Origin of the sequence: Myxococcus sp. CA056, from assembly GCF_013336715.1 — a bacterium.
In the GTDB taxonomy this organism is placed as follows: domain Bacteria; phylum Myxococcota; class Myxococcia; order Myxococcales; family Myxococcaceae; genus Myxococcus; species Myxococcus llanfairpwllgwyngyllgogerychwyrndrobwllllantysiliogogogochensis.
This window is the reverse complement of record NZ_JABUMT010000002.1, coordinates 997162-1013226: the sequence shown is the minus strand read 5'-3', so window position 1 is coordinate 1013226 and position 16065 is coordinate 997162. Positions and strand designations below refer to the sequence as shown.

Below are 16065 nucleotides of genomic sequence, written 5' to 3'. Positions count from 1 at the left end.
AAGCACGCCTCGTGGCACGCCGCGCCCACGACACCCCGACGCCCAGCGCCGTCAACTTCCCCTACCGCATGCTGCCGCCCCTTCGCGCCCTGAAACACTGGCTCCGGGGACGCTCCGTGCGCCACCTCGTCCTCACGCTGCGCACTGGCTTCACGCCCATCGGAGACGATGCACCCGACGCGCCCCGCACGGGCGAATCCGGAGACTGGGGCGGCCTGTCGCACGTCATCGACGCGGCCTTGTGGCTGACAGGACACGCGCCTGTCTGGGTGCAGGCCTCGCTCTCCGGCCGGCCCGTCCACACCGCCGCGTTGCACGTGGGACTCTCCTCCGGCGCCATGCTGGTACTCACGCATGCCGCATGTCCGGAGCCGGGCCTTCACGGTGGATGGACGTTGCTCGGCCACGACTGGGAGGTGGGCTTCTCCGGTGGCTACGTGCCCTCACGCGGAGGTTGGTGCATCTCCCCGGTGCGCGGCTTCGAGCAAGGCACCTGGAAGGACCTCGACCCCGGCGTCGAGCCCCGACCCGGCGAGCCCGAGCCCTGGGCCCGCGCCCACGAGGAAGGCGCGCGCCGATTCCTCGGCCTGCTGCGCGGCGCACCCCGCGATGGGCTCGCCACGGTGGAAGACGGCGCCCTCGTCCAGGAGGTCATCGCGACGGCGCTCCGCTCCAACGAAGAGGGCCGGAGGGTCCACGTGCCTTCCTCCTCGGCGGCGTGAAGGACACGCCGCGACAAGGGCCCACTCCCTCCGGACAGACAGAGCAAGCAAGGTGGCTCGCGCGACTTCCCCGGCGGTGGCTACCTTTCACCCGCACGAAGCCCCCACCCCATGAAGGAGCACGACATGCCGACAGTCGAAGCGCATGCGGTCGGAACGCCCACCTGGATGGACCTGACGACGCCCGACCTGGAACGGACCCGCGCCTTCTACAGCGCGCTGTTCGGATGGACCTACCTCATCGGTCCCGAGGAGTCGGGGTTCTATTCGATGTGCCAGCTCAACGGCCGCATGGTGGCCGGCATCGGCCTGAAGCCCAAGGACGCGCCCTACCCCACCGCCTGGAGCGTCTACTTCGAGGCGGATGACGTGGATGCCTTCGTCCAGCGCGCCGAGAAGCTGGGAGGCAAGGTGGCGATAGCCCCCATGGATGTCTTCGACGCGGGCCGGCTCGCCTTCTGTACGGACCCCACGGGCGCGAGCTTCGGGCTCTGGCAATCACGCGGGCACAAAGGCGCGCAGCTCGTGGGAGAGCCCGGCACCATGGCCTGGCACGAGGTGAACACCCGCGACGGCATCCGCGCGAAGGACTTCTACTCCGCCCTCTTGGGCCTGGAGGCCAAGAAGCTGGACCTCGGCATGGACTACTGGACCCTCGACAAAGGCAGCGAGCCCGTGGCCGGAGTGCTCCAAATGACCGCGCAGTGGCCCGCCGACCTGCCACCCCACTGGATGAACTACTTCGCCGTCACGGACACGGATGCCTCGGTGCGGAAGGTCACCGAGCTGGGCGGCAAGGTCCACGTGAAGCCCACCGACTCGCCCCATGGTCGCTACTCCGTGGTGACGGACCCGGTGGGGGCGGCCTTCACCCTCATCGCGCCGAGCCGGCCCACGTAGAACCCTGTCGGACGCACGCCACTCCCGTGGGCACCCGCGTTTTCGCTTCCGCGCGGTGCCCACTAGAGTACTGGACGAATGTCGTCCTTCTCCCCCGGCAGCGCCCGCGTCTCCCGTCCCGCCGAGCCGTGGCTCGAGGAGCTCGACATCTTCGTGCGGGCTCGCTACCCGCTGCTCTACCTGGTGTCGTGGGAGGAGCACCGCGTGGACGCCATCCTCGCGGAGCTGGCGCGCGCACACGGCAAGGCCCTCTTCACCTGGTCCATCACCCGGGGCCTGCGCAGCATGGGCACCTCGCGCACCGCGCCCCTGCCCGAGGACACGCGCAACCCCATCGACGCGATGGCCGCCATCGAGAAGCTGGGCGAGCCCGCGTTGGTGGTGCTCAAGGACTTCCATCCCTACCTCGAGGACCGGGGCGTGGTGCGCGCGCTGCGGGAACTGGCGCACTTCCTCAAGAGCACCTTCACCACCGTCATCCTCCTGTCGCCCACCCTGCTCATCCCCGTGGAGCTGGAGAAGGAAATCTCCGTCATCGACGTGCCCATGCCCGGGTACAACGACTTGCTCCAGCTCTTGAGAGAGATTGTCGCGGTGGTGCGGCGCACCAACAAGGCGACCATCGACCTGTCGAGGGACCACGCCGACCAGCTCATCAAGGCGGCGCTCGGGCTGACGATGGCGGAGGCGGAGAACGCCTTCGCCAAGGCCATCGCCCATGACGGCAAGCTGGGCCCCGAGGACATCAAGCGCATCCAGGACGAGAAGCGGCAGGTGATTCGCAAGAGCGGGTTGCTCGAGTACTACCCGCCCGAGGAGTCGCTGGGGAACGTGGGAGGGCTGGAGAACCTCAAGGGGTGGCTGAGCCAGCGCACCGCGGCCTTCGGCGAGCGGGCCCGCCAGTTCGGCCTGCCGGAGCCCCGAGGCCTCTTGCTCCTGGGCGTGCAGGGCTGTGGCAAGAGCCTCACCGCGAAGGCCGTGTCCGCGCACTGGAACCTGCCGCTCTTGCGGCTGGACATGGGCCGCATCTTCAGCGGGCTGATTGGCTCCTCCGAGGAGAACCTGCGCAAGGCCATCCGCGTGGCGGAGAGCGTGGCGCCCGTGGTGCTGTGGGTGGACGAAATCGAGAAGGGGCTGTCCGGTGTGGCCTCCTCCGGCGCGGGAGACACCGGCGTGTCCGCGCGCGTCTTCGGCACGCTGTTGACGTGGCTCCAGGAGAAGACGGCGCCGGTGTTCGTGGTGGCCACGGCCAACCGCATCGACGGCCTGCCGCCAGAGGTCCTTCGCAAGGGACGCTTCGACGAAATCTTCTTCATCGACCTGCCCGAGCAGGCCGAGCGCGAGGCCATCTTCCGCATCCACCTGCGACGGAGGAAGCGGGAGCCAGAGGGCTTCTCGACGGAGGAGCTGGCCACGCTCACCGAGGGCTTCAGCGGCGCCGAAATCGAGCAGGTGGTGGTGGCCGGGCTCTATGAAGCCTTCGCGGAGGACACCGAACTGGCCCAGCGGCACCTGGTGCGCACCATCCAGGACACCTTCCCGCTGTCGGTGACGATGCACGACGAGATTCGCCGGCTGCGCGACTGGGCGAGAGGCCGCACGCGTCCGGCCTCGTCCGGGAGGACCCTGCCCCAGAGGGCGACATGAGCTCCAAGCTGTCGCGCTTCCTCCACCTGGAGAAGGACCGGGGCGAGCGCGCGAAGCGGGAGCTGCCACCCCAGCTTCAAGACGGAGGGCGCCGCTTCGAGGACATCGCCGAGCGCGGCGCGCTGCCCCAGGGCGAGGTCCCCGAGGCGCACCTGGAGCGCTTCAAGGCCCAGGCCCCGGTGGTGTTGGAGCAGCGGCCCGACAGCTCGGAAGACGACGGGCCGGACTTTCCCCGCTGCGTCGTCTGCGCGTCGAACAACGGCCGCTTCGCGAAACACTGCCAGCAGTGCGGCGCGGACCTGGGGACGCCCGAGCAACTCGCCTACAGGGAGCAGCTCGCGCGCGAGCACCGGGAGCAGCGCGCGAAGCAGCTCGGCGTCGAGCGGGAGGGCGCGCTCCAACGGCTGGAGCAGGAACGCCGCGAGGACTCGGAGCGCTACGCGTTCCTCCTGGGGAAGCTGCGCGCGGAGGAGCAGAAGCACGGCGCGTGGCGCCTCTTCGCGCGTCACTCCACCGTGGGCACCGGGCTGCTGGCCCTGCTGCCCTCGACGTTCGCGCGGTGCCTCGCCATGGGGGCCTATGTCGGGGTGACGCTCGGACTGCTTCGCTTCGGCCCGGGCGACGTGCGCTGGGTGGGCATCGGGATGATGTTCCTCCTCGCCCTGTTGTTCACACCGTGGCGGAGCCGGTTCAGGCGCTGGCGATGAACGGCCGGGGTGCCCGCGCCACCCGAACTGGCGAAGGGCGGCACCCCGGACCTGGACTCCTCGCGACTACGAGGCCTCGGTCGTCGGACCGTCGATGGCGATGGCGCTGCGGTTGCCACGCATGAAGGCATCGAGCTTCTCGGGAGACACCTCGATGGGCGCCTTCGAGGGATGCGCGGGGTCACACACGATGAAGTTGCCCTCGTCCGTCACGCCCACCACGGCGACGAAGTGTTCGATGGCGCCACCGCCCTGGGTCCAGGTGTCCTTCTTCTTCTCGGTGGCGAGGCTGTACTCACCCGCCGCGTTCTCGTCGGGGAGGAAGTCACCGTTGTCGTCCACGTAGACGCGACCCTCGGGGGCCCTCAACGCCTCGGGCGTCAGGTCTGTCGCCGTCGAGTACTCGAAGAACGAGCCGGAGATGACCACCGTGCTGCCATCGCGAATGGCATCCGCGATGGCCCCTGGATTCGCCGCCGGCCGGTAGAAGGTGCCGCCCGCGGCCGTCACCGCGTGCTCGATGTCCGTGGTGCCGGTGTAGCTCCCGTTCTCCCCCAACGCGTAGACGACCTCGCCCTGGTCATTCGTGCTGACACCGTCATCGCCGGAGTCGTTCTCGTGATTGCCCCAGTAGCGCACCGCCTGCACTTCCGCGCCCGTGGTGTCCTGACCGTGCGTGGTGACGAGGTCGGGGATGGCCGGAATCTCCAGGCCCTCGTTGCGCAGCGCCGTGAGCGTGGCGGAAGGACCACAGTTGGCGTTCTCGCCGTCGCCGCCCACGTCTCCCTCGGCGCCGAACTGGTCGACGTAGACGTCCTGGTACTCCGCCGAGGCCGCCGTGTTTTCGTCGCTGGGAGTCCCCACCGCCACGGGCGCCTGCGCCGCCTCGGCCTCCGTCAGCTCCCGGGTGAAGGACGTGCTCACCCAGCCCGTGCTCCCATCGGGGCCGCGCACGTAGACGAAGCCAGCCTGCTCCGGCGAGCCCTGCGGCGGCGCGATGACCTCCAATCGCTCCCCGTTCCTGAAGCCGCCAAGGTCCCTGGAGGACGCCAACGGGCGCTCCCGCAGATTCACCCCAATCCCCGATTCCACCTGGAGCTTGTCCCCCACCTCCAGCCTGTCGTTGCCCTGCACCGACGCGTTCGTCACGGGAGGCGGCGGGACCTCCAGCGACACCTGCGCGCGAGCGGGTCGGGCCTGCTCGAACGACGACACCGCGAAGTTCATGGCCGCCTTGGCCACCTGCTGCAGCGGCGGCGGCACCGTCTTCTCGATGGCGACGTTCCCCACCGTCCGGATGACAGGCCCCAGGCTCCTACGGATTGCATCAGTCATGGAATTTCCCCCTCTTGCCAGAAACAAACTAGCAAGAATGTTTTCGCATGACCATGTCCCCCGGTTCATCCGTCATCTGGCCGGGGGGGCCTTACACAGCCTGGAGGACCGCGGCTCAGCTTCGCTGGCTGAGCGCCACCAGGGCCGCGGCGACCACCTGCTTGAGCGGGACACCAGCGGCCTCCGCGAGGCGGCGGCAGTCCTCGAATTCAGGGTGCGCGTTGAGGACGGCGCCGTCGCGCAGGCCGCGCTTCACGCGCACCTTGCCCCAAGGCGTCTCCACCTCCACCCAGTCGCGCTCCAGCGCCTGTCGCTCCACGCGGTGGTAGCGCACGCCCAGCGTGGTGGACTCGCGCAGCAGCGTGTCCACCACCGTGTCGCGCAGGCCGCCTTCCACCAGGGCGCTCAAGAGGTGCCCGGGGCGGCTCTTCTTCATGACCACGGGCGTCACCCACGCATCCAGCGCGTCGACGGCGAGCAGCCGCTCCACCAGGTGTCCCAGCAGTTGGGGCGTGGCGTCGTCCAGGTTGGCCTCCACCACCCACAGCCCCTCCGAGCGCGTCGCCTCCATGCGGCCCAGGGACGCACGCAGCACGTTGGGCCTGTCCTTGAAGTCCTTGGTGCCCACGCCGTAGCCCACCTTCTCCACGATGAAGTCGGGAGGGTGGCCAATGTGCGCGAGCACCTTGAGCAGCGCCGCGCCAGTGGGCGTCGTCAGCTCACCCACGCCCTCGAAGCGCACGGGCACGTCTCGCAACAGCTCCAGCGTGGCCGGCACCGGAATGGGCATGGTGCCATGCGCCACGCGGATGGAGCCGCTGCCCAGCGGGGGCGGCGCCGCGTGGACCTCCGGGTCGCCCAACAACTCCAGCACCACCGCCGCGCCGCAGATGTCGACGATGGAGTCCACCGCGCCCACCTCGTGGAAGTGGATGTCGTCGATGGACACGCCGTGGACCTTGGCCTCGGCCTCGCCAATGGCGCGGAACACCGCGAGCGCGCGCTCCTTCACGCGAGGCGACAGCGTGGACGCGGACTCGATGAGGCGGCGGATGTCCGCATAGGCGCGGTGCGGATGCGCCTCGCGCGTGTCCAACACCACATCCAGGTGGGTGCCGCTGATGGCGTGGCGCACGGCGCGACTCACCGCCAGCTTCCACCCTGGGACGCTCAGGCCCCGCAGCGCGGCTTCAATCGCCTCGGGCTTGAGCCCCAGGTCGATGCCCGCCGCCAGGAACATGTCCCCGGCGATGCCGCCCACCGGCTCCAGGTAGAGGATGCGTCGCATGGGGCTCACCGCCGTCCCTTCGTGCGGGAGACGAGCGCCGCGTAGAAGCCTCCACCGAAGCCGTTGTCGATGTTCATCGTCGCCACGTTGGAGGCGCACGAGTTCACCATCGCCAGCAGCGCGGACAGGCCCTTGAAGTTGGCGCCGTAGCCCACGGACGTGGGCACCGCGACGACGGGGATGCCCACGAGCCCCCCCAGCGCGCTCGCGAGCGCCCCTTCCATGCCGGCCACCACCACCGCGACGTGGCACTCCTGGATTTCCTCCCGGCGCCGCAACAGCCGGTGGATGCCCGCCACGCCCACGTCGTAGACGCGCCGCACCTCCGCGCCCATGGCCTCGGCCGTCACCGCGGCCTCTTCCGCCACGGGGATGTCGCTGGTGCCCGCGGTGACGATGGCCACCTTGCCCGAGCGCACCTTGCCCTGCTTGAGATGGAAGATGCGCGCCACCGGGTGGTACAGCCCCTTGGGGAAGCGCGACACGAGGACCTCGGCCTTGTCCGGCTGCAGCCGCGTCACCAGCACCGTCTGCTTGCGCTCCACCAGCGCGCCGACGATGCCCAACAGCTGCTCCACCGTCTTCGGCTCGCCCAGCACCACCTCGGGGAAACCGAAGCGGAGGTTGCGGTGGGTGTCGAGCGTCGCGTAGCCCAGCTCCGCGAAGGGCAAATCCTTGAGCTTGCCCACGGCGGCGTCCACCGAGACGCGGCCCGACTTCACGCTCCCCAGGAGCTGCTTCAGCGCCTTCTCATCCATGGGGCCCGTCTACTCCGAAACGGGCTACACGCCCAGCCGCGCCAGGAGCGCCCGGGAGCTGTCCCGCTCCAGCACCAGGAGCAGCTGCCCGCTCACCGGCGGAGTCGCCGCCGCCATGAAGCGCGCCTCCAGCACCACCACGCGGCTGGCATCGCCCTCCACCTGGGACACCGCCGCGTCCACCAGCGCTCGCGCCGTGTCCCTGCGCAGCGTGGGCACCGACGGCATCAGTCGCCACGACGTCAGCTTGCCGATGGCGGACAGGCAGGCGCTCGCGACGATGTTGGCGGCCTCCGACACCGCGCTGTCACGCTCGGCCTGCCCGGCCCCCTGCCCGCCCAAGAGCAGCGTCTCCAGCGCCGTTCCATCCGCCAGCGGCATCGCCAGCATCAACACGCCCCGCAGCGCGCCGGTGATGGAGAGCCAGGCCGCCACCGCGGGCGCGTCTCCCCCCAGCAACCCCGCGGCGTCCGAGGGGCCGGTGAGCACCACCCGAGGGACGGACAGGTCGACCTGGCGCCCGCCCATCAGGCGGGAGAGGGCGTTGGCGGCATGGCCACAGCCGATGTTGGCCACCTCGCGCAGGGCATCGAGCTGCGCGTCGCTGGGGAGGGGAAAGCTCACGCGGACAGTAACCTCGGCACATCCAGGATGAAGACCGGACGGCCGCTCCCGAGGATGGTCACACCGGAGAGTCCCGGCAACAAATCCAGCGGCCGTGACAGCGGCTTGAGCACCACTTCCTCCTGCCCCAGCAGCCGGTCCACGCCCAGCGCCACCCGGCCGGAGTCACCCTCCATCACCACGAAGGGCCGCACACCCCGCAGCCCCGGCGACGGCACCCCGACGAGCGTGTCCAGCGCATGCACGGGCAACAGCGAGTTGCCATGCGGCAGCAGCGCCGTCTCGCGGCTGCGGCTGAGCGCGTCGCCGTCCGCCTCCGTGGCGCCCACCACCTTGGCGATGGGCAGGCCGAACACCTCGTCCCCCACCTCCACCAGCAGCAGGTGCACCACCGCCACCGTCAGCGGCAGCCGCAGCGTGAAGCGCGTGCCCCGGCCCGGCTCGCTGTCGATTTCGAGCGTGCCGCCCACGCTCTCCACCACGCGCTTGACGGCGTCCATGCCCACGCCCCGCCCGGAGATGTCCGTGATGTCCTTCGCCGTGGACACCCCTGGCAGGCACGACAGCATGAACGCTTCCCGGTCCGTCAGCCGTGTGGCGACCTCCGGAGGGAGCAGGCCGCGCGCCACCGCCGCGGCCTTCAGCTTCGCGGGGTTCATGCCCCGGCCGTCGTCCTCCAGCTCGAGGATGACGCGGTCCCTGGCGCGCTTGACGGCCACGAGCACGCGCCCGCGCGGGCCCTTCTTCGCGGCGATGCGCTCCTCGGGGGATTCGAGGCCGTGGTCGATGCAGTTGCGCAAGAGGTGCAACAGCGGGTCCGCCAGCTCGTCGAGGATGGCGCGGTCCAGCTCGATTTCGGCGCCGGTGATGACCAGGTCGACCTCGCGCTCCTTGCGGCGGGCGATGTCGCGCGCCGCGCGGGGCAGCCGGTCGGTGATGAGCGACAGCGGCGTCATGCGCGCCGACATCACCTTGTCGTGCAGGTCCTTCACCAGCGTGTGCAGCCGGTAGACGCCCTCGTCCAGCACGGGCCGCACGTTCTCCGGCAGCACCTTGCCCACCTCGCGCAGGCGCGCCGTGGCGAGCATCAGCTCGCCCACCGTGTCGAGGAAATAGTCGAGCAGCTCCGTGCGCACGCGCACCGTGCGCGCCGAGGAGTCTCCCGTCGCACGGCCCCCCTCGGCCGTCGTCGTGGGGACGACCACCGGCACCGGGACGGCCACGGCCAGCTTCACCGAGACAACGTCGACCTCCGCCACGTTCTTGAGCGAGGACTGGATGCCCGCCTCGCCCACGGACGTCTCCAGCTCCAACTGGATGTAGCCGTCCGGGATGCGCCCGGCCTTCAGCTCCTCCAGCGCGGGCCGCAGGTCCACCAGCGTGCCCAGGGTGGTGAGCCGCTTGTGCACCAGGAAGGCCCGCACGCCGGGCACCTGACACGTGGGGGAGATGCGCAGCCGCACCGCCCAGCGCTGGGTGGCGCGGTCGTCGGGAAGCACTCCCGTGGAGGCCGCCTTGAGGGCCGTCCCCAGGTCCGCGACCAGCGTCTCGGGGAGCACGGGCGGCGTCGCCGGGGACGCCATGCCATTGCCGGAGGACGGAGGCGCGCCGATTCCCAGCACCTCCCGCACGCCTCCCACCCCCGTCTCCGGAGCCGTCAGCCGAGCTGGCGCGTCCGGCGCGACGGCGCCCGAGGCTTGAGAGCCATTGCCGGGAGTCGTGCCTTGCGAGCCCGGCCCCGGTGTTCCGCCAGACGACGTGTCCGGCGCGGGAGTCGAACTCCCAGACGTCCCCGAGGACGTACCGCCACCCGAGCCTGACTCGGGCGTGCTCGAAGGCGTGGACCCCGTGGAGCCCGCACCACCGCTGCCCGACGAACCCGTGCCGGAGCCAGTCGCGCCGCCGCTGCTCGACGAGCCGGAGCCGGACGCGCCGCCGGTGCCCGACGAACCAGAGCCGGACGCGCCGCCGCTGCCCGACGAGCCCGAGCCGGGGTCCTCTCCGTTGTCGGAGCCCTCCGGCTTGAGCACGGTGACCTTGGCGACGCGGGTGGCGGTGGGCGCATGGCCCGTCATCGCCGTGACGCGGACACCCAGCTGCGCGAGCAGCGCCGACGCGTCATCCGGTGGGCGTCCCTCCGCCACCGCGCGCACCTGCGCCAGCAGCGTGTCCGAGGCGCTCAGCAGCAGGTCCACCAGGTCCCGGTCCAACCGGCCACGGTCCTGCCGAACGGCGTCCACCAGGTCTTCCACCCGGTGCGCGACGATGGCGATGGGCTCGAAGCCCATGGACGACGCCATGCCCTTCACCGAGTGGGCATGGCGGAACATCGAGTCCACCGCGCTCGAGGAGCCTTCGCGCTCCAGTTGCACCAGGTCCCGCCCGAGCGCCTCCAGGTGCTCGGTGGCCTCCGAGATGAAGAGGCCCAGGTAGCGGGACATGTCCATCGTCATGGCCCGACCTCGTCAGGAAGCGTCGCGAACCCGCCCGGAGGCGATGCCGCTCACGCCTCTCCCAGGACCTTCTTCACCACGGCCAGCACATCCTCGGCCCGGAACGGCTTGACGATGAAGTCCGAGGCACCCGCCTCGATGGCCTCCATCACCAGGCTCTCCTGCCCGAGCGCGGAGCACATGATGACCACCGCGCTGCTGTCGTGCTTGATGATCTCCCGCGTGGCCTCGATGCCGCTCTTGAAGGGCATCACGATGTCCATCGTGGTGAGGTCAGGCTTGAGCTCCTTGTACTTCTCCACGGCTTCCAGACCGTTGGCCGCTTCGCCGACGACCTCGAACCCTCCAGACGCGAAGATGTCCTTGATCATGTTGCGCATGAAGATGGCATCGTCGACGACCAGGACCCGCTTAGCCATGTGAAGAACTCCGCCTCCGAATCGCCTAGCCTAGAGGAGCGCGGACACTATCACCCGCGCTTTCCAGGGGGCTACTCACTTGGAATGGGTGAACAAGGCAACCACCGCGGCGTCCAGTCCCTCTGGATCCAGCACGGTCACTCCCAGCCCGCCCAGCCGAGCAACGCCACGGATGGCCGGCGTCGACTTGCCCGGTGCCGTGCTCACCCGCTCCACCGCCTCGATTCCATCCACGTCCGTCACCAACAGTCCCAGATCCCTCCGGCCCCGGTCCAGAAGAACCACGCGGGACGGCGGCGTGGCACCGTCCGGCAACCCCAGGAGCTGACGCAGCTCCACCACCGTCACCACCCGGCCCCGCAGGTTCATCACCCCCGTTATCGCCGGGGGCGCACGCGGAACCCGCGTGAACTTCTCCGGGGGAACCACGACCTCCCGCACCGCCGACAGCGGCAGCCCGTAGCGTTCTTTCTCCACCCGGAAGATGACGTGCCGCACAGAGGTCGTGTTGTATCAGCTTTGCTTTGAGCGGGACGCGGTGGCGCGCCGCGCCGTGCGGGGCTTCTTCACCCCGGGCGCCGCCTTCTTCGCCACCGTCTTCCTGGCGGCCGGCGGGGATTTCTTCGCGGCCGGCGCGACTTTCTTCGCGGCCGACGTGGGCTTCTTCCCGACCGACACGGCCTTCTTCCTGGCCGGGGTGGACTTCTTCACCTGGGACGAACGCGGCGGCTTGCCACCGTCCACGGCGTCGAGCACCGCCTTGGGCGCCACGGCGCGGAAGCTCTCGTGAACCCACAGGGACAACAGCTCCACCGGGGCCACCTCACCGGGGGCGAAGCGCGCCGTCACCCAGCCGCTCTTGCCCAGGCCGTAGCCGGTGGGTTCGGCGAAGGGGAGCATCAGCGCCGCCTCGTGGGACTGGGGAAGCTTGGTGGTGACGGTCAGCCCCTGCTCGTCCAGGACGAGGACGGCGAACATCTTCCCCCGCACCTTGGCCGTGCGGTGGCCCCACGGAAACTCCTCGGTGACGTGGGGAAACGCCAGCATGACCTCGCGCAGACGGACTTCCACGGCGCGCAGGGCGGCATCGGACGACGAAGCGGAGGACTTGCTCATGGCCCCAGACGGAAGCTGCGCACCACGCTCTGCAGCTCGACGGACAGGTTGGTCAGCTCGCTGGCCAGCGACGTCATGCGCGACACGGCGGCCGTCTGCTCCTGGATGACGGACTGGATGGCCTCCGTGGACGCGGCGTTGTTGCGCGCCACCAGCTTGATTTCCTCGATGGCCTTCACCATCTCCTCGCTGCCCTTGTGCTGCTCGCGGGTGCTCTCGGAGATGAGGTGCACCTTCTCCGAACCCTTGCGGATGGTGTCGGTGATGGCGCCCATGCTGCGCACGATGTTGGTGAGGTCCTCGCGGCCCTCGGCCAGCTCCGCGATGCCTTCCTTCATGGCGCTCACCACGGAGGTGGACTGACCGGAGATGTCCCGCGCCAGCTTCGAAATCTGCTCGGCGGAACGGCCCGCGCTCTCCGCCAGCTTGCGCACCTCGTCGGCCACCACCGCGAAGCCGCGGCCGTACTCACCCGCGCGCGCCGCTTCAATCGTCGCGTTGAGCGCCAGGAGGTTGGTCTGCTGCGCCACCTGGGTGATGGCGTCGACAATCTTCGAAATCTCCTGCGTCTTCTCGCCGAAGGCGAACACCTGCTGGCTGGCGGATTCGATTCGGTTGAAGACCTTCTTCACCTTGTCGCCGGCCAGCCGCGCCGCCTTGGAGCCGTCCTCCGCCGCGCTGCTCGTCTCCGCCGTGGTCCGCGCCGCGTCCTCCGCGCTGCCCGTCGCGCGCTGGATGCTGCTGGCCATCTCCGTGATGACCTTGGACGCCTTGGACACCAGCTGCGACTGCGACTCCGCGCCCCCGGCGATGATGTTCATCGACGAGCCCACTTCCTCCGTGGACCCGTTGACGTTCTCCGCCGAGCGCTGCAGGTCGATGGCGGTGTCCGCCACGCTCTTGGCCGTCTCCTGAATCTTGCCCACCAGCTCCCGCAGGTTCTCCTGCATGCGGATGATGGCGCCCGTCAGCTCGTCGATTTCGTCGCGCGTGCGGCCACCCTCGGCGGCCACCGGCTTGGACAGGTCTCCCTGCGAAATCTCATAGGCGGAGCGGCTGAGCACCTTCACGCGGGTGATGCGCACCAACCAGGAAGGCAGCAGGAACGCCGCGGTGAGGGTGAGCAGGAGCCCCACGCCCAGCCGCACTCCGTCCTTCCACGCCGCGAGCTGGGGGAACACGTCCTTGAAGAGCGCGTCCGCCAGGAACATCCAGCCGATGAGCACCAGCCCCAGCATGACGTAGCCATTGAAGATGACCTGGCGGAGGGAGACCTCTTTGGTCGCACGGGGACCCTCCACGGCGCGAAGGAGCCGCTGCATGGGCTCGCGGCGAGGGGTCAGGCCAGGGGCAGTGTCGTCACGTAGGGGACGGCGCACGGGATGCTTTCGGGGGTGGTGCGGAAGCGCCTTGGGTTTAGCCTTGCTGTCGGACAGGGTCAATCCACCTGGGATGCTACCGGAAGTGGTCGAACCCGCCCGGCCGGCGCACCGCGCGTCCCGCTTCATCGTGGATCACCCACCCCGCGCCCTCTGACAGCACGCCCACGCGCGTGACGACGTGCCCGCCGCGAGCACACGCCCGCTCGAATGCCCGCCCGCGCCCCGGTGCCACCGCCAGCAAGAGCTCGTAGTCCTCGCCTCCCGCCAGCGCCCCTTCCGGCCCCAGCTCCCGCCGCACCGCCGCGGACATGGGCAGACGCGCCAGCTCCACCACCGCCCGCACTCCCGATGCGGTGCACAGGTGACCCAGGTCTTGTGCAAGCCCATCGGAAACATCCAGCGCAGCGGACGCAAAGCGCGAGGCGAGCTGGCCCAGGGCCACGCGCGGCACGGGGCGGCGCTGGCGGCGAACGGCGGCGCCGCGCTTCAAGCCGGCCTTCAAGTGGGCAAGGCCGAGCCTCGCGTCGCCCAGCGTGCCGGACACATAGAGCCAGTCCCCGGGCCGGGCGCCCGAGCGGGTGAGCGGTGGACGCGACAGCTCGCCCGTGGCGGTGATTGTGACGGACAGCTCGCGCGCGGAGGTGAAGTTGCCGCCCACCAGGTCCACGCGGTGCTCGCGCGCCAGCGCGGCCATGCCCCGGGCGATTCCAGACAGGTGGGCCACGGGGAAGTCCCGAGGCAGCGCGAGCGCGCAGACGAACCAGCGCGGCGTGGCGCCCATGGCGGCCACGTCGGAGAGGTTCACCGCCAGGGCCTTGTGGCCGATGTCCGCCGGGGAGAAGCCCGCGCGGGTGAAGTGCACGTCCTCCACCACGGCGTCGGTGGTGACACACAGCGCGCCGCGCGACGGCGCGAGCACCGCGCAGTCATCGCCCGGCCCCACCGGCACGCGGGCCTTGGGGAAGTGGTGCAGGAAGCGGCGGATGAAGTCGAACTCACCAGGCATCGGCCCGGCAGGAAAGACCAGCCGCCGCTTCCAGGCAACGCGCGCGTGCGCGGCGGCTACTGGAACACGCTGACGCCCAGGCCCGGCACCTCGCCGCCGTGCAGCCACGTGGCCACGCCCACGCCCGTGGGGCTCACGGAGAGCCGGGGGAAGCCACTCTGCGCGGACGGCGCCGTGTCGAGCAGCAGCGCCCTGCCCCACCCCTGGCTGGCGGTGTAGCGGCTCGTCGCGACGCGATGGCCGCCCTCCAACTCGTGCGACCACACCACGAGCGCCTGGTTGCGGCTCAGGGACACCACCTGCGGGTCCGTGGCGTGTCCCAGCGTCAGGGGCTGCGCGTCCACGTCCCGCCGCTCGCGGAAGCCGTACGTCGCGAAGTCATAGGCCTGGGCGGACAGCCGGGTGAAGGAGGCACGGGCGCGGGGCCAGACCACCATGGCCCGTCCGCCCTGCTCCTGACTGGCCTGGGCCGCGCCGGAGCTGCCCAGCGCTTCCTCCACTCGCTGCGCCTCGCCCCAGCCGGTGCCGGGCACGAAGGGCCGCGCCCACAGCTCCACGTTCACCCCGCCCAGCTCGCTCCACAGCGCGAGCACCGCGCCACCCGGGCCCGCGAGCGGCTCCGCGTAGAAGCTGTCCACGCCGTCCGGACTGGTGCGCTCCGCGGCGCTCCACCCCTCGGCGGGCGTCCACCGGCTGAACCAGGCCATGCCAATGCCTTCCATCTCGTCGAACCGGTACCAGCCCACCACCGCGTGGCCGTCACCGCTGACGGACACCTGCGGCTCCAGGGAGAAGCCCGGCATCGGCGTGTCGATGCGGCGTGCGTCCTCGAAGCCCGTCTCGGGCGAGCCCCGCGTCACCCAGACATTCTCGCTGAGCGTGTCCCCGTCGAACTGCGTCCACACCGCCGTGACGGTGCCCGCCGCATCGCGAGAGACCTCCAGGTACGTCGCGTCTCCCAGCGAGCGCGACAACACGCGGTCCGGCTTGCTCCACCCCTCCCCCGGCGCGTGGCGGGAGTACCAGAGCTGCGCCGCCCCGGAGCCTTCGCTCTGCAGCCACACCGCGAGCGAGCGCCCCTGCGTGTCGGCGACCACCTGCGGCTGACGCACCCGAAGCGCGTCTTCCGGGAACTCGCGCGACAGGCCCACCGTCTCGGCGGGAGTCCAGCCCGTCTGGGGCACGTACTCGCTGAACCAGAGCCGCTCGTCGAGGCCGTCCTTCTCCGTCCACACCGTCACCGCTCGGCCATCGTCGGCCACCGCCACCCGGGGCGTCGCCACCTGCAGGCCCGGCGTGCCCATCAAGCAGGGTGAAGCCCACCAGGCCCGGCTCTCCACGCCTGGCTCACCGGGGTCCTGGGCGCGCGTGAAGGCCGTCATGGTGGCGAGGTTGCGGCGCGCAAGCCACGCCTGGGGCAGCGGGCGCGCGCGCACCAGCAGGGGCGCCTGACCCGGCACGGGCTCCTGGGCGGCGGGGCGCTCCGGACAGAAGTTCGGAGGAGGCGGCGTCGGCGGGTCTTCCCCGCAGGCCGACACTCCCAGACCCATCACCACCAGCACGCTCACGACGACCGTGTTTCGCATCCGCCCTCCTGCCACTGCCGGTTTGACTGTTGACTCGATAAACAGACGCCCCACCGTCGGACGAGCCGTCGGTGGGGCGCCGGGTCCGGGCCTCTTCAAGGGAAGAAGCCCGGAAGCTCTTT

General features: G+C 70.4%; 15 protein-coding genes. 4 read left to right on the top strand and 11 right to left on the bottom strand.

Translation table 11 applies throughout. From position 1 onward, the window contains the following. Positions 1-11 precede the first annotated feature (11 nt). The 4 genes from HUA76_RS11795 (at position 12) to HUA76_RS11780 (ending at position 3976) form a co-directional block, all read left to right on the top strand. On the top strand, positions 12-722 hold the full coding sequence (locus HUA76_RS11795; protein ID WP_254614140.1) for a hypothetical protein: 711 nt from the start codon (positions 12-14) through the stop codon (positions 720-722). Positions 723-848: 126 nt separating this feature from the next. Further along, positions 849-1622 carry a VOC family protein gene (locus HUA76_RS11790; RefSeq protein ID WP_174460866.1) on the top strand — a complete coding sequence of 258 codons (774 nt, stop codon included), beginning with the start codon at positions 849-851 and terminating at the stop codon, positions 1620-1622. A 78-nt stretch (positions 1623-1700) separates the two neighbouring features. Further along, positions 1701-3269 carry an AAA family ATPase gene (locus HUA76_RS11785; RefSeq protein ID WP_141641987.1) on the top strand — a complete coding sequence of 523 codons (1569 nt, stop codon included), beginning with the start codon at positions 1701-1703 and terminating at the stop codon, positions 3267-3269. After that, on the top strand, positions 3266-3976 hold the full coding sequence (locus HUA76_RS11780; protein WP_141641986.1) for a hypothetical protein: 711 nt from the start codon (positions 3266-3268) through the stop codon (positions 3974-3976). Before HUA76_RS11785 ends, HUA76_RS11780 begins: the two co-directional genes overlap by 4 nt. Before the next feature lie 66 nt (positions 3977-4042). On the opposite strand, the gene HUA76_RS11775 is transcribed toward HUA76_RS11780, so the two are convergent. The 11 genes from HUA76_RS11775 to HUA76_RS11725 all read right to left on the bottom strand — a co-directional run bounded on the left by HUA76_RS11775 (position 4043) and on the right by HUA76_RS11725 (position 15943). Beyond that, positions 4043-5311 carry an SH3 domain-containing protein gene (locus HUA76_RS11775; RefSeq protein ID WP_174454129.1) on the bottom strand — a complete coding sequence of 423 codons (1269 nt, stop codon included), beginning with the start codon at positions 5309-5311 and terminating at the stop codon, positions 4043-4045. Between the two features lie 115 nt (positions 5312-5426). Beyond that, a complete protein-coding gene (larC, locus tag HUA76_RS11770; protein WP_174460865.1) occupies positions 5427-6599 on the bottom strand; it encodes a nickel pincer cofactor biosynthesis protein LarC in 1173 nt (390 codons plus the stop codon). Positions 6600-6604: 5 nt separating this feature from the next. Beyond that, positions 6605-7357 carry a nickel pincer cofactor biosynthesis protein LarB gene (gene larB, locus HUA76_RS11765; RefSeq protein ID WP_141641983.1) on the bottom strand — a complete coding sequence of 251 codons (753 nt, stop codon included), beginning with the start codon at positions 7355-7357 and terminating at the stop codon, positions 6605-6607. A gap of 24 nt (positions 7358-7381) precedes the next feature. Continuing rightward, on the bottom strand, positions 7382-7981 hold the full coding sequence (locus HUA76_RS11760; protein WP_174454127.1) for a chemotaxis protein CheC: 600 nt from the start codon (positions 7979-7981) through the stop codon (positions 7382-7384). Further along, positions 7978-10434, bottom strand: a complete 2457-nt coding sequence (locus tag HUA76_RS11755) for a chemotaxis protein CheA (RefSeq protein ID WP_174460864.1) — start codon at positions 10432-10434, stop codon at positions 7978-7980. Before HUA76_RS11755 ends, HUA76_RS11760 begins: the two co-directional genes overlap by 4 nt. 50 nt (positions 10435-10484) lie before the next feature. Then, positions 10485-10853: a response regulator gene (locus HUA76_RS11750; protein ID WP_015352829.1), complete on the bottom strand. Its 369-nt coding sequence runs from the start codon at positions 10851-10853 to the stop codon at positions 10485-10487. 75 nt (positions 10854-10928) lie between these two features. Further along, positions 10929-11351: a chemotaxis protein CheW gene (locus HUA76_RS11745; protein WP_141641980.1), complete on the bottom strand. Its 423-nt coding sequence runs from the start codon at positions 11349-11351 to the stop codon at positions 10929-10931. A gap of 15 nt (positions 11352-11366) precedes the next feature. Continuing rightward, positions 11367-11969 carry an MmcQ/YjbR family DNA-binding protein gene (locus HUA76_RS11740; protein WP_174460863.1) on the bottom strand — a complete coding sequence of 201 codons (603 nt, stop codon included), beginning with the start codon at positions 11967-11969 and terminating at the stop codon, positions 11367-11369. Beyond that, positions 11966-13291, bottom strand: coding sequence for a methyl-accepting chemotaxis protein (locus HUA76_RS11735; RefSeq protein WP_217439534.1), 1326 nt, complete (start codon positions 13289-13291; stop codon positions 11966-11968). The genes HUA76_RS11740 and HUA76_RS11735 overlap by 4 nt, the downstream gene beginning before the upstream one ends. Before the next feature lie 133 nt (positions 13292-13424). Continuing rightward, the gene (thiL, locus tag HUA76_RS11730; RefSeq protein ID WP_174460862.1) at positions 13425-14357 is read right to left on the bottom strand and encodes a thiamine-phosphate kinase; all 933 of its coding nucleotides are present in this window, start codon (positions 14355-14357) and stop codon (positions 13425-13427) included. Positions 14358-14413: 56 nt separating this feature from the next. Further along, entirely contained in the window at positions 14414-15943 is a 1530-nt protein-coding gene (locus tag HUA76_RS11725; RefSeq protein ID WP_174460861.1) for a hypothetical protein, read from the bottom strand. Positions 15944-16065 lie beyond the last annotated feature (122 nt).